This is a genomic window from Vreelandella lutescens, assembly GCF_014640815.1.
Classification (GTDB): domain Bacteria; phylum Pseudomonadota; class Gammaproteobacteria; order Pseudomonadales; family Halomonadaceae; genus Vreelandella; species Vreelandella lutescens.
On record NZ_BMHM01000006.1, the window covers coordinates 110,965 to 124,808 of the forward strand.

The 13,844-nt window shown below is 55.3% G+C and carries 8 protein-coding genes; 6 read left to right on the top strand and 2 right to left on the bottom strand.

Features of this window, described 5'->3' with window-relative positions; translation table 11 throughout:
* The first annotated feature begins 46 nt into the window (after positions 1-46).
* The 5 genes from IEW65_RS15085 (at position 47) to IEW65_RS15105 (ending at position 7,181) form a co-directional block, all read left to right on the top strand.
* Positions 47-2,461 (top strand): DUF3141 domain-containing protein, encoded by a 2,415-nt coding sequence (locus IEW65_RS15085; protein ID WP_188640276.1) that lies wholly within the window; start codon positions 47-49, stop codon positions 2,459-2,461.
* Positions 2,462-2,784: 323 nt separating this feature from the next.
* Positions 2,785-5,412 (top strand): type I DNA topoisomerase, encoded by a 2,628-nt coding sequence (topA, locus tag IEW65_RS15090; protein WP_188640277.1) that lies wholly within the window; start codon positions 2,785-2,787, stop codon positions 5,410-5,412.
* Entirely contained in the window at positions 5,409-5,870 is a 462-nt protein-coding gene (locus IEW65_RS15095) for a DUF6586 family protein (protein WP_188640278.1), read from the top strand. The genes topA and IEW65_RS15095 overlap by 4 nt, the downstream gene beginning before the upstream one ends.
* Positions 5,871-6,060: 190 nt before the next feature.
* A complete protein-coding gene (locus tag IEW65_RS15100) occupies positions 6,061-6,693 on the top strand; it encodes a L,D-transpeptidase family protein (protein WP_188640279.1) in 633 nt (210 codons plus the stop codon).
* A 224-nt stretch (positions 6,694-6,917) separates the two neighbouring features.
* Complete coding sequence (locus tag IEW65_RS15105; RefSeq protein WP_188640280.1) at positions 6,918-7,181, top strand: Lpp/OprI family alanine-zipper lipoprotein; 264 nt, start codon at positions 6,918-6,920, stop codon at positions 7,179-7,181.
* A gap of 115 nt (positions 7,182-7,296) precedes the next feature.
* Here IEW65_RS15105 and IEW65_RS15110 read toward each other — a convergent pair whose 3' ends face one another.
* On the bottom strand, positions 7,297-8,439 hold the full coding sequence (locus IEW65_RS15110; protein ID WP_188640281.1) for a L,D-transpeptidase family protein: 1,143 nt from the start codon (positions 8,437-8,439) through the stop codon (positions 7,297-7,299).
* A 114-nt stretch (positions 8,440-8,553) separates the two neighbouring features.
* A complete protein-coding gene (gene mfd / locus IEW65_RS15115; protein ID WP_188640282.1) occupies positions 8,554-12,003 on the bottom strand; it encodes a transcription-repair coupling factor in 3,450 nt (1,149 codons plus the stop codon).
* A 240-nt stretch (positions 12,004-12,243) separates the two neighbouring features.
* Here mfd and IEW65_RS15120 point away from each other — a divergent pair, with 240 nt between their 5' ends.
* Positions 12,244-13,698 carry a glyceraldehyde-3-phosphate dehydrogenase gene (locus tag IEW65_RS15120; protein WP_188640283.1) on the top strand — a complete coding sequence of 485 codons (1,455 nt, stop codon included), beginning with the start codon at positions 12,244-12,246 and terminating at the stop codon, positions 13,696-13,698.
* The last annotated feature ends 146 nt before the right edge of the window (positions 13,699-13,844 follow it).

A 13,844-nucleotide genomic window follows, 5' to 3' on the forward strand; every position in this document is an offset into this window, starting at 1 on the left:
CATTGCTTCGGGATTGGTGCCACGCATCAACCCAACGGGAGACTCTATGAACTTTCTTGCTAATCCTCTGCTGGCGTCTACGCCTGGCGGTGACGCTCTCGCAAGCATGATGGACCCTTTTGGGTTCGGGCGTGCCGCCGTGAACTACTGGCGTGATAGCGTAGAACGCAACATTCTATATTGGGATGTGATGCGTGAACGCGGCAATCAATACCTTGAGCACATGGAGCAAACAAAACCCAATGTGCTCGGTTTTGAAACAGAAGTACTGGTCGATGGACGTACTCTGCCGAACCCAACGAATTATGAACTTCTGCGCGTACTGCCGCCTAAAAATACCCAGATTGATCCTCAGAAACGGCCTTTTGTCGTGGTCGACCCGCGAGCGGGGCATGGTCCTGGCATTGGTGGTTTCAAGCCTGATAGCGAACTTGGGGTAGCTCTAAAAGCGGGCCATCCCTGCTACTTTATTGGCTTTTTACCCTTCCCCGAGCCGGGCCAAACCGTTGAAGACGTGGTCGAGGCTGAAGTCGCCTTTTTGCGCCACGTGATCGCGCTGCACCCAGAAACCACCGAAAAGCCGATGGTGGTGGGTAACTGCCAGGCAGGTTGGCAAATCATGATGGCTGCTGCCCTTGAGCCTGATGTCTTTGGCCCGATTTTGATCGCAGGCGCGCCGCTTTCCTACTGGGCGGGTGAGCATGGCAAAGCGCCGATGCGTTACACCGGTGGCATGACGGGGGGTAGCTGGGTCACTGCGATGACCACCGACATCGGTAACGGCCTGTTTGATGGTGCTTGGTTAGTTCAAAACTTTGAACGCCTTAACCCGGCCAATACCTACTGGAAAAAGCAGTATCACCTTTATGACAATGTGGATACCGAAACCAAGCGCTATTTAGAGTTTGAGCGCTGGTGGGGTGGTCACGTGGTATTAGGCGGCGAAGAGATTCAGTACATCGTCGATAATCTGTTTGTTGGCAACCGACTCTCTACGGCACAGCTAGTCACGCGTGATGGTCGGCGTATTGACCTGCGCAACGTGCGTTCGCCTGTGGTGGTGTTCTGCTCACGGGGTGACGATATTACGCCGCCGCCTCAGGCGCTGGGGTGGATTCGTGATCTCTACGAAGGTGAAGAGGATATCGTCGCCAACGAGCAAACGATCATCTATTGCCAACACGACACAACCGGGCACTTGGGAATTTTCGTGTCTGGAAGTGTGTCACGTAAAGAGCATTCTGAGTTTACGGCGAACATGGATTACATCGATGTCATGCCGCCTGGGCTTTACGAAACAACCATTTCCCATGCCGACGAGCACCCTGATGCTGAGCTGATTGAGCGTGACTACCTGCTTGAGTTTACGCCGCGTAACTTTGAAGAGCTGGACCGTGACGTCATGCACAAGCCAGAAGATGACCGTCGCTTCGCCACAGTGGCGCGTATCTCGGAAATTAACCTAGGGCTTTATCGTCTGTATATTCAGCCGTGGCTGCATGCGACCATGACCCCCGAAGCGGCGCGCTGGATTCGTCGTATGCACCCCATTCGTCTCGGCTACAAGCTGATGTCTGACCGCAACCCGCTAACGGTTCCGCTGCCGGTCATGGCGGACTACGTGCGTCGTCATCGCAAGCCGGTCGATCAGGACAACATGTTCAAAGCGTTAGAGAGCATGGCGTCTGACCAGATTGTGGCCAGCCTGGATGCGTGGCGCGACCTGCGTGATAGCTCAACCGAGCGCCTGTTTATGGATGTCTATGGTCAACCACTGCTCCAGGCGGCCGTTGGCTTGTATGGCGATGCCCATGTACACCGCCGCCGCCCAGGCGCAGAGCCTGAGCACCGTCGGTTTATTGAAAACCGCCAAAATGAGCTGCGCCATAAAATTGCCCAGGGTGGGCACCACGAAGCCGTGATGCGTTCAGTGATCTACGTGCTGGGCGGTGCGCCAGCGACGGATGAGCGTAATTTCAAACGCCTGCGTGCTTCACGGGCAGAGTTAGAGCCCGGTACCCCGCTGAGCGAGTTTAAGCGTTTGGTGAGAGAGCAATTCTTTATTTTGAAGCTTGATCGTGAGCAGGCGCTTGGCTCATTGCCTACCTTGCTAAAAGGGCAAAGCAACGACGATATTGACGGTTATCTCAAGCACCTTGAGCATGTCTTTGCGGCCAGCGGTGAGTTGTCAGCTCATGCTGCAGAACGCTTTGACCAAGTGAAAGCACTGTTTGATAAGGCGCGTCCAAACGTCGTAGCGCCCCCTGCGCCTGAAGCGGCGTCAACGCCTGCTGCTAAAGCGCCGGTACCGGCATTAACAGCAGAGAAAAGCGCGACAGTGTCGGCTAAATCAGCTGGCGAGAGTGCTCCAAAAGCCTCAGAGGCAGCGCCGACGCCACCAGAGAAAAAACCTGCAAGCCGTTCTTCTGGGCAGCGCCGAAGCACGCCACGTAAACGGTAAGTTGGCTTGCTGCGCCCTCTACGCCCTCACTGAATAGTGGGGGCGTTTTTATTGCGAAGCGGCTATTTGGGTTGCCGTGTGCCAAGCGGCAGTCTAGTGTCTAGCTACCCCCTTGCAAAAACATGCTTCTCCCACCACGAGGTGTTGCTCACTGGCCGCTGGCAGCATTGGGCATACTTTCCTTGTTAGGCTTGATACTGGCGCTTCATCAAGGGCTGGGGTAGGGTAGGCGCATTTTTCTCATGGTCGCCAAGTAATCTTTCGGGCGGCAACGTATTCAGAGCATGGGCGATAGCGCCTGGGCAATAAGAAAGTGGAGCACTATGGGCAAGTCACTGGTCATCGTCGAATCGCCTGCGAAAGCGAAGACGATTAATAAGTATCTCGGCAACGATTTCATCGTCAAGTCGAGCGTGGGTCACATCCGTGACCTGCCGACCAGCGGCTCAGGTAAGGCAGCCTCCGACCCAAAGGAGCGCGCTCGCCAAGCCGCGGCAACGCGTAAGATGTCGGCGGAAGAGAAGGCAGAGTATAAAAAGCGTAAGGCCCACGACCAGCTCATTCGGCGTATGGGCATTGATCCTGATAACGGCTGGGAAGCACGTTATGAAGTGCTTCCGGGCAAAGAGAAAGTCGTTGCTGAATTAAAGAAGCTCGCTGAAAAGGCAGACGCCGTTTACCTCGCAACGGATTTGGACCGCGAGGGGGAAGCCATTGCTTGGCACCTGCGCGAAACCATTGGTGGCGACGACAGCCGCTATAAACGCGTGGTGTTTAACGAAATTACCAAAAATGCCATCCAGGATGCGTTTAAAGCGCCCGGCGTGTTGAACATTCCTCGGGTTGAAGCGCAGCAGGCACGACGCTTTTTAGACCGCGTGGTGGGCTTTATGCTGTCGCCACTGCTGTGGGCCAAGGTGGCGCGGGGGCTGTCTGCCGGGCGTGTACAGTCTGTTGCGGTGCGTTTGATTGTTGAGCGCGAACGCGAGATTCGGGCCTTTATTCCCGAAGAGTTTTGGGACGTACACGCAGACCTCGTCTCTCCTGATGGTGAACTGGTGCGTTTTGCCCTGGCCCGTCAGGACGGCAAGCCGTTCCGGCCGACCTCTGAAAAAGAGACGATGGAGCGCATTGCTCAGCTGCGTAAAGCCAAACTCTCGATTACTGGGCGGGAAGATAAGCCCACCAGCTCTAAGCCTACGGCGCCGTTCATCACCTCAACGCTGCAGCAGGCAGCCAGTGGTCGGTTAGGGTTCTCGGTCAAGAAAACCATGACCATGGCCCAGCGTCTCTATGAGGCGGGCTATATCACCTATATGCGTACTGACTCGACCAACCTGTCTAAAGACGCGGTGGAGAGTGTCCGTTCGTTTATTGGTGATGAGTATGGTGAGCGCTACTTGCCAGAAGCCCCTAATCGCTATAGCAGCAAAGAGAGCGCTCAGGAAGCACACGAAGCCATCCGGCCCTCTAGCGTCGAGCGTAAGGCCACCGACCTTGCCGGTATGGAGCGCGATGCGGAACGCCTCTACGAGCTTATTTGGCGGCAATTCGTGGCGTGTCAGATGACACCTGCTGAATACCTTTCTAGCACGCTAAGCGTTGAGGTAGATGGCTACGACTTGCGTGCTAAAGGGCGTGTGTTGAAGTTTGACGGTTATACCCGGGTAATGAAGCCTACGGGTAAAAATGAAGATCAAAGCTTGCCGGACCTGCCCAAAGGCACGGCCATGGGGCTCGAAAAGCTCGACCCTCAACAGCACTTTACCAAGCCGCCTGCGCGCTATACCGAAGCCAGTTTGGTCAAGGAGCTGGAGAAGCAGGGTATTGGTCGCCCCTCCACCTACGCTTCGATCATCTCTACCATTCAAGACCGTGGCTACGTGAAGCTGGAGAGCCGTCGCTTCTATGCAGAAAAATTGGGCGATATCGTCACCGAGCGCCTAAAAGAGTCCTTCGCTGATTTGATGGACTACTCCTTTACTGCGCGCATGGAGGATAGCCTTGATGAGGTGGCGGAGGGAGAGCGTAACTGGCAGGCGCTGCTGGATGCTTTCTATGAAGAGTTCCGTGCGGAACTGATGAAGGCGGAAAGCGATGAGGGCATGCGTCCTAATCAGCCGGTGCCTACCGATATCGACTGCCCCAGCTGTGGTCGTAAAATGCAGATCAGAACCGCCTCTACCGGTGTGTTCTTAGGCTGCAGCGGCTACAACTTGCCGCCAAAAGAGCGTTGCAAAACCACCATTGACCTTATTCCGGGTGAAGAGGCCGTAGCGGAAGACGCGGGCGAAGAGGCGGAAACCAACGCGCTGCGTGCCAAGCGTCGCTGTCAGAAATGCGGTACGGCGATGGATAATTACCTGATTGATGAAACCCGTAAGCTACACATCTGTGGCAATAGCCCAGACTGTGACGGTTATGAGATCGAGAGCGGCAAGTTCAAGATTAAAGGCTACGACGGCCCAGTCATTGAGTGTGATAAGTGCGGCTCTGAAATGCAGCTCAAATCCGGGCGCTTTGGCAAATACTTTGGTTGCACCAACAGCGAGTGCAAAAACACCCGTAAGCTGCTGCGCAGTGGCGAAGTGGCACCGCCAAAGATGGACCCGATCCCGATGCCTGAGCTAGCCTGCCAAAAAGTCGAGGACCATTATGTGTTGCGGGATGGCGCAAGTGGCCTGTTCCTGGCTGCCAGCAAGTTCCCCAAAAACCGTGAGACTCGCCCGCCGTTGGTTAAAGAATTAAAGGCGCATGCTGACGAGCTACCTGAGAAGTATCACTTTATTCTCAAAGCGCCCAGTGAAGACCCGGATGGTCGGCCGGCGCAGATTCGTTACTCACGCAAAAACAAAGAGCAGTACGTGATGACGGATGAAGAGGGTAAAGCAACGGGCTGGAAAGCGACCTTTGAAGGCGGCAAATGGCACGTGGAGGATAAGCGTAAGTGAGCCCTCGTTCGCGAACGAATCAATTACTGTATCAGGCTGAACTGCTAGTGGGCTTGCCAGTAGGCGATGATGAGCACGCCCCTGCGCGCCAAATGGCCATTGAAGAGAGCGGGCTGGCGCTGTTTGAACTGGCACTTGGCTCTCTGCTGCAAGAGGTCACCGAGCACGCGCGATTAACGAATCACGACTGGCGAGCACTGCTCGCCAGCGACGGGCCGGATGTGGCAGAGCTGCAGCGCTTGCGCGATGCCATGCAGCAGCCGGAAAGCTGGCTTTACTGGCTGGTGAGCCAGTTAGAGAAGCTGCACAGTAGTGAGGGTGCCGCGCGTCGCAGCGTGCACAACCCTGGCATGATTGCCGTAGGGAGCCAGTTAACGCTAGCCGAGCAATTGCTAGAGAATCTTCAGGCGGCTAAGCGTGATATAGCCTCGCTGCGTGAGACCAGCCAGGAGTGGTGAGCTGTTTGGCAGGCGGCATGTTAGGTGGCGATTTAATCTGCGTTAAAAAAGAGTTGGCTAACGTATGGCGTGGGTTTTCTAGCGCAAATTGGTAAGTGTAGACGCTGACAATTGCCGCATGAATAGGGTATAACAGCCGTCATTCACGTAGTGTTGGTCAGCCGTGCTGGCCCGTTTTTTGAGAGCAATAATGATGCCTGTGAACCGCCGCCGATTTTTAGCGATGGCGCTGAGTTGGCCTGCTGTGGCTAGCGCTGCGACCACCCGTCCGGTTGATAACTATGCACCGCCAGACCTTGTTGCCACGCTGCTTTCACGGGCTCCTGTGCCGCGCCACAGCAATGAGCTGTGGGTGTTAGTAGACGATAAAGAAGCCACGCTGAGCATATTTCGTGGTAATGCGCTTATCGAAAGGATTGCCCCGATTTCGTTAGGGCGGGGTGGCGCCAAAACCCAGCGGGTGCGGGGTGATAACGTGACCCCATTGGGTGAATTCAGAATTAATCGATTTAATTACGAAAGCCAGTGGCATATCTTCATTAGTATCGATTATCCTACGCCACCTCACGCGCGCATGGCGCTCGAAGCAGGCATCTATTCCCAAGCGGATTACGAGGCTTACTTTGATCACTATCGTCGCTATGGTTCGCCACCGCAAAATACTGCGTTGGGTGGAGCCATTGGGCTTCACGGGATCGGAGGCGGCGATCCAGAGATTCACGGCAGCTACCACTGGACCCAAGGGTGCGTGGCAGTGACCAATGAAGAAATTGAACGCGTAGCCGCATTAGTAGATGTTGGCACTCGCGTAGTGATCCGCTAGGCTTGTGTGGCTGAAGGAAGTTCTAGGTTTTGTGCATGTGGCTATAGACAAGCGCTGTTGTCTATTATAAAACAGCGTTTGACTTGCGTGCCCTGGTACGTAACCCTGGTACAAGTCGCTGTAAAGAACCTGCATCGCAGGTAGACAAATTTAAGCTAACACTTTAGCCTTACTTTTTGTCGTACCCTTAACGTAGTACCCAAGGAAGACTCAAGGAGAACATTATGACTTTTAAAACTGCTCTGAAGATGACCGCTGCTGCCGCTTCTCTGGCAATCCTGGCTGGTTGTGCTTCTACCAGCGCTCTGGAAGAAGTTCGCATGACTGCTGAATCTGCACAGGCTGATGCCGCAGAAGCACGCAGCATGGCTTCACAAGCTCTGAACACTGCAAACCAAGCTCAGCGCGACGCGCAAGCTGCTCTGCAGATGTCTGAGCAAAACCGTGAAGAAATGAACCGCATGTTCCAGCGTTCCATGCAGAAGTAATTCTGCTTGGGCCACCGAGTTCGTTAAGTACTCAGTGGTTGCTGTAGATGTAAAAAACCCCGCCTCGGCGGGGTTTTTTATTGCTTGATGCTTTTAGCGGCTATGTTTCCAACGACTATGCATCGCCTTCGACATTTACGGCGGTAGAAAGCTCAACACCTTCCAGAATGCCTTCCAGGCGCTGTGTGGGCTGTGGTTCAGGCGTGGGCTCAGGTGCTGGAGCCTGCGGGCCGTACAGTGCCACAAAGCGGCCATCTGGCGCTTCTACGGCGCGCTTGACCTGTTCGTAGTCAACGTCAGCTTGATCTTCCGCTAGCGCAGTTACCTGCTCAATGGCGTTCAGAAGCGGCTCAAAGTCACCGACGTTCTCTTCCAGCTGGGGATAGGACTGCACGAACAGCGTGCCGTCTGCCGCCCAGCCCGCTTTAAAGGGCGCGTCCATCAGGTTGACCTGAGTACCGCTAGGCAGGCGCTCGTAGAGCGATTCAATATCTTCAGGGTACATGCGAATGCAACCCCGGCTGGCACGCATGCCTACACCGTCAGGGCGATTCGTGCCGTGAATCAGATAGCTAGGCATGGCCAGCAGGATCGCATGACGACCCAGCGGGTTGTCTGGCCCGGCCGGAACAATCGCTGGTGCTGGTTCACCGCGTGCCGCTGCTTCGCGACGCATGGAGGCTGGCGGTGCCCAGGCGGGGTCTTTCACTTTTATCGTTGTGCGTGTAATGCCTACCGGGGTGGCAAATTCTTCACGACCAACGCTGACAGGGTAGGTTTCAACGATACCTGGGTTGTCGGCGGGGTAGTAGTAGAGACGCAGCTCGGAAAGATTGACGACAACGCCTTCACGGGGGGCGGGCGGCAAAATATAGCGTGCGGGAATAACCACTTCAGTGCCTTCACCCGGTACCCACAAGCTGACGTCGGGGTTAGCCATGCGAATCTCTTCGTAACCAATATTATGGCGACGAGCGATGTCGATGAGCGTCTCTTCAGGGTTGTCTACGGTGACGGTGTAGTACTCACCAATAATGTCGCCGTGCTCGGGCAGTCGGAAGTGTCCGCGTGGCAATTCACGCACATCGGCAGCTTGTTCTGCGCTGGCAGTGGCGTCATCCGTGAGGGCGACAGCGGTCTCGGCCTGTTCGGCTTGCTCCGCCGATGGCTGTGCATAGACTGGGCCCGCAAGGCTCGCTGCCAGCAGAACTGCCAGGCTGGTAGGTCCCCAAAGGGTAATGTTCTTACGAATGTTCATGGTCGATCCTAATCAATGTATGCACTGCTGGTAAGCATGGTGATGGGCAGCGATGCGTTACCGGTGTGTGCTGCCCCCAGTGTATGCTGCCTAGTAGCAAGTTTGCCCCAAGGTTCACGCCGCCGCTACTTTTTGATTAAGAGTCGTTAACAGTGCTTCAAGCTTTTCAAAACGCTGTTCGACCGTTTCCATTGGAAATTCAAATCGTAAGGTGTCGGAACCGTCTAAACGGTAGTGCTGTGGAGATTTTTGAATCAGGGTAACCAGCGTCAGCGGGTCCACCTGAGTGGTGCTGTCGAAGATTACGCGGCCGCGCTGCTCGCCTGCCTCCATACGGGCAACGCCGAGCTGTTCTGCCCTATGACGTAGCTTCGTTTGGCGCATCAGGTTTTTCAGTGGCTGCGGCAGCAGGCCAAAACGGTCAATGAGCTCAACCTGCAGTTCTTTCAGTTCGGCATCAGACTGTGTATTGGCGATGCGTTTATACATCACTAAGCGCTGTTGCACATCGTGAATATAATCATCGGGAATCAGTGCAGGCAGATTCAGGCTAATTTCGACGCCTGTATTGAAGGGCGCGTCAATGTTGGGCGTTTTGCCTGCCCGTATCGCCTTCACTGCTCGGTCGAGCATTTCCATATAAAGGGTGTAGCCAATGGTTTCCATTTGGCCGCTCTGCTCGTCGCCAAGGAGTTCACCGGCACCGCGAATTTCCATATCGTGGCTTGCCAGGGTAAAGCCTGCGCCAAGGTCGTCTGAGGCGCTAATGGCTTCAAGCCGTTTTACGGCGTCTCGGGTCATGGCTTTGGGCGTGGGCGTGAGCAGGTAAGCATAGGCTTGATGGTGGCTACGCCCCACGCGGCCGCGCAGCTGATGCAGTTGGGCAAGGCCAAATTTATCGGCGCGCTCGATTAAAATGGTATTGGCGCTGGGGACGTCAATCCCGGTTTCAATGATCGTTGAGCACACCAGTACGTTAAATCGACGGTGGTAGAAGTCCGACATCACGCGCTCAAGGCTGCGCTCGGGGAGCTGGCCGTGGGCGACCGCTACGCGAGCTTCAGGGACTAGCTCACGAATTTGTTCCGCCGCGTTCTCGATGGTTTTCACTTCGTTGTGCAGGAAGTATACCTGACCACCGCGTAAAATCTCCCGCAGCAGCGCTTCTTTAATCACGCTGTTGTCGCGCTGCTGTACAAAGGTTTTGACCGATAGGCGTCGTGCGGGCGGGGTGGCGATGATGGAAAGGTCGCGGATGCCGCTCATGGCCATATTCAGCGTACGCGGAATGGGCGTGGCGGTGAGCGTAAGGATGTCGATTTCTGCCCGTAGGGTTTTCAGCTTCTCCTTTTGAGCCACACCGAAGCGGTGCTCCTCATCGATAATTAGTAGCCCCATTTTGGGCAGCTCAACGCTTTTTGAGAGCAGCTTATGGGTGCCGATGACGATATCGGTTTGGCCGCTCTTAATGCCTTCTAGGGTTTGCGTCATCTCTTTGCCGCCAGTAAAGCGCGAGATCAGGCTGATATTCACAGCGGTGTCGGCAAAGCGGTCGCGGAAGTTTTCAAAGTGCTGGCGAGCTAGCAGCGTGGTGGGTACCAGCACCACAACCTGCCTGCCCGATTGTACCGCTAAGAACGCAGCGCGCATGGCGACTTCGGTCTTACCAAAGCCAACATCACCACACACCACACGGTCCATCGGCTGAGGAGATACCATGTCGCCAATCACGGCCTCAATAGCGGCCTGTTGGTCGGGCGTTTCCTCGAACGGGAAGCTGGAAGCAAAACGGACGTATTCATCCCCTGGGGTGTCATAGACCACCCCCTCCTGAGCTTCTCGACGGGCGTAGATGTCCAGCAGCTCAGCCGCGGTGTCGCGAATTTTCTCCGCAGCTTTGCGTCGGGCTTTCTCCCACTGGTCTGAGCCTAGTTTATGCAGCGGAGCCAGCTCGTCGTCAGCACCGCTATAGCGTGAAATGAGGTGCAGGCTGTCTACTGGCACATACAGCTTGGCACCGTCAGCGTAAGAGAGCGCTAGGAATTCGTTGGCCTGGCCGCCAGCCTCCAGCGTCTCCAAGCCCAGGTAGCGGCCTACGCCGTGGGCTTGGTGCACCACCGGCGCGCCTGCCTTTAGTTCGGAAAGATGACGGACCGCCAGTTCGTTATCATCAGTGGCTTTTTCCCGCCGACGGCTTTGGCGTACAACATCGCCAAAGAGCTCGGTCTCGCTAATCACCGCCACGTCTGGCTCGGTGAGCCACAAGCCGCTACCCACCAGGCTTTCTGTGATGGCGATGCGCTCTTTGCCTGCTAAAAAGGCCTGAAAGCTATCGCAGTGAGGAAGCGAAAGTTTAAGCGGCGCAAGTACTTCCTCTAAGGCTTCTCTGCGCCCGCGTGATTCAGCAATAAAGAGCACGCGGGTGTTGGCGTGATTGTCTAAAAAGTGCTTTAGCTCGCTTAGCGGCTGTTTGGCGCGCGCATTAATTGCCAGTGGTGGCAGCGCTTGCGCCAGGGGCGTGAGCGCATGGCGTTGGCTGTCGTCGTCGGTGAGCTCAAGGCGTGGTCGCGCCTTAATGGCTGAAAACACCTCGTTGACTGGAAAGAAGGCGCGATGGGGTGGCAGTAGTGGCCGCGTGGGGTCGACGCCTAAATTCTCATAGCGCGACTCAATCGACTGCCAGTGCTGTTCGGCGGCTTGGAAGACGCCAGGCAGCAATGCGATACGCGTGTCGTCGGTAACATGCTCAAACAGCGAGGCGGTATCATCAAAAAAGAGCGGTAAATATTGCTCAAGCCCAGGCGATGGGATTGCCTTGAGGGCATCGTTATAGAGAGGGCACTGGCGCGGGTCGACATCGAACAGTGTCTCAAATTGCTCGCGAAAGCAGGCAATGGCGCTGCGGCTAAGTGAGTACTCGTGTGCGGGCAGTAATTCAATGGTGTCGACTTTATCAGTAGAGCGCTGACTGCCTGGGTCGAAATGGCGCAGCGTATCGATCTCATCGTCAAACAAATCGATGCGGATCGGCTCGTCCATGCCCATGGCAAACAGGTCGATGATAGCGCCGCGCATGGCGTACTCGCCGGGTTCATACACGGTCTCTACGGCGCGATAGCCTGCGCGGGAGAGTGATTCGCGAAATGTCTCGCGGTTGAGCGTGGCCCCTGCTTTGAGCGTCATTACGCGCCCAGCGATATAAGAGACCGGCGGTAGCCGCTGCATTAACGTATTGATCGGCACGAGGACGATGCCGCGTACGCCATCTTGCAGAAGGCGTAGCGTTCTCAGCCGGGCAGAAATAATATCCTGGTGGGGCGAAAAGCTATCGTAAGGCAGCGTTTCCCAGTCAGGGAAGGGGAGGACTGGCACGCTGCTATAAAAGGCGAGGTCTTGCTCCAGACGCTGAGCGCTGGCGGTGTTGGGGGTGATCACCAGTAACGGCGCGCTTGACGCTACCTGGGCTAGCGCCAGGGCAGTCGCACTGCCCGGCGGCGCTTGCAAATAGAGCGTGTCGCGAATCCCTTGCGGCTGAGGCGGTTCGAGCAGAGAAAAAGAGGGCATAATAAAGGTATCGTTTTGCGCTGAAACGGAACCTGGATCATACACGATCAGCCCTTTCGCGCAGAGTCTTTCGATCTAAGCTGCCTTTGGCTGGCTGTAGGGCTGCATCATTACAGTTTGTAGTCAATGCCCATTTTCTGTAATACCCCTACATGTTGTGCGACTATCCATTCATTGCGGCACTCTAATAAGCCCAGGATAATGCCCCTTATCCCCGTTCATAACTCAATGAGGCCGCACGTGAGTCAGCAAGCTCTCGAAAACGTTTTTCAGGAATGGCAACACAATGAAGCTCTGGCTGAGCAGATGATCCCACTGGTGGGGCAGCTGTATCGTCAGAATAATGTTGTAGCCACCATGTTCGGACGTTCCCTGATCAAGCGGTCGGTCATTCGTATTCTTAAAGATCATCGTTTTGTGCGCAAAATTGAAGGCACAGAGCTGTCGGTGGAAGATACCTTCCCCATTGTGAAAGCGATGAGCGAGATGAATCTGGGGCCTGCTCATGTTGACGTGGGTAAGCTGTCAGTCAGCTTCAAGCGTCAGGGCGGCGGTGATCTGGACGCATTTTTGCGCCGCGAACTTAGCGAGATCATCGACGGCTATCAGCCGGAAGGCAGTAAAGGTGAGCCTCAGGACGTTGTTCTTTATGGTTTTGGTCGTATCGGCCGGCTGCTGGCGCGTGTCATGGTGGAAAAAGCCGGTGGCGGCAATCTGCTGCGTTTGCGTGCCATCGTGGTGCGGGGGCGCGGCGATGTGGCCAAAGATCTTGAAAAACGCGCCAGCCTACTGCGTCGCGATTCGGTTCATGGTCCGTTTGATGGCACCATCACCGTCGATGCTGACGCGCGCACTCTGACAATTAATGGCAATGTGGTTCAGGTCATTTACGCAGACTCCCCAAGCGAGATTGATTACACCGCCTACGATATCCATAACGCCGTGATTGTGGACAATACCGGTATTTGGCGCGATGAAGCGGGTCTGGGGCAGCACTTGGAGTGCAAGGGTGCCGCGAAGGCGTTGCTCACGGCGCCGGGTAAAGGCGACATCAAAAATATCGTGTTCGGCATTAACCACGAAACGATTGGTGATAATGACCGCATCGTATCGGCGGCTTCGTGCACCACCAACGCGATAGTGCCCGTACTGAAAGTGCTGAACGATGAGTACGGTGTGGTCACTGGGCATGTGGAAACCGTTCATGCATACACCAACGACCAAAACCTGATTGATAACTACCACAAAGGCGATCGTCGTGGCCGTAGCGCGGCGCTCAACATGGTATTGACTGAGACGGGCGCGGCTAAAGCGGTCGCTAAAGCACTGCCCGAGCTAGAGGGCAAGCTGACAGGTAATGCGATTCGCGTGCCGACGCCAAATGTGTCGATGGCGATCCTGAATCTGACGTTGGATAAAGGCACTGATGCAGCAGCGCTAAACGATTACCTGCGCCGTATGTCCATTGATTCCGCCTACCAAAAGCAGATCGATTTTGTGGACTCTGCAGAGGTGGTCTCTTCTGACTTCGTTGGCAATCGCCACGCAGGGATTGTCGATGCCAAAGCCACTATCGCTAACGGCAATCATGCCGTCGTGTACGTCTGGTACGACAACGAGTTTGGCTACAGCTGTCAGGTTATTCGTATTCTGCAGCATATGTCTAACGTGCATTTTTTAAAGTTACCCCACTAAGCCCGGTACCGGCCTATGCCTATAAGTTGCTAATTTAGGGTGTTGGCCGCGTATTTTTGACAAACGCCACCTTCGGGTGGCGTTTTCTGTATCAGAAACAAATGGCCTAGAAGGGCATATAGCACTTTTGGAGGCCATCAGGGATG